Origin of the sequence: Vibrio sp. HI00D65, assembly GCF_001635455.1 — a bacterium.
GTDB lineage: Bacteria > Pseudomonadota > Gammaproteobacteria > Enterobacterales > Vibrionaceae > Vibrio.
Genome location: NZ_LWEH01000495.1, coordinates 1 through 283, shown reverse-complemented (window position 1 = coordinate 283; position 283 = coordinate 1). Strand labels below are relative to the sequence as shown.

At 41.3% G+C, this 283-nt stretch carries 1 pseudogene; it reads right to left on the bottom strand.

The features are described 5' to 3' along the window. Positions 1-42: 42 nt before the first annotated feature. Positions 43-283: pseudogene (locus A3712_RS23085) on the bottom strand (glutamate racemase); the annotation flags it as partial.

The following is a 283-nucleotide window of genomic DNA, read 5'->3' as shown; positions in this document are numbered from 1 at the left end:
TTAAGAGCAGAGATCGCATGATTCACATCATTACTTGCCATAACTACAAAAAACCTCTCTCACTCCCCCTTCTTCATGACCACTTTCTAAACCCAACAACTCTTGGACTCGTTTAGCTATCGCTTTGCCCGAATCAACCAATACCACGCTTTTGCCTAATACTTGCTGAATCTCAGACTTTATTAGTGGGAAATGGGTACAGCCTAAAACAGCAACATCAATGACATTAATCATCGGCTGAAGGATTTGCTTGAGCTCTTCTATATTTATTGCCTCTCCTCTG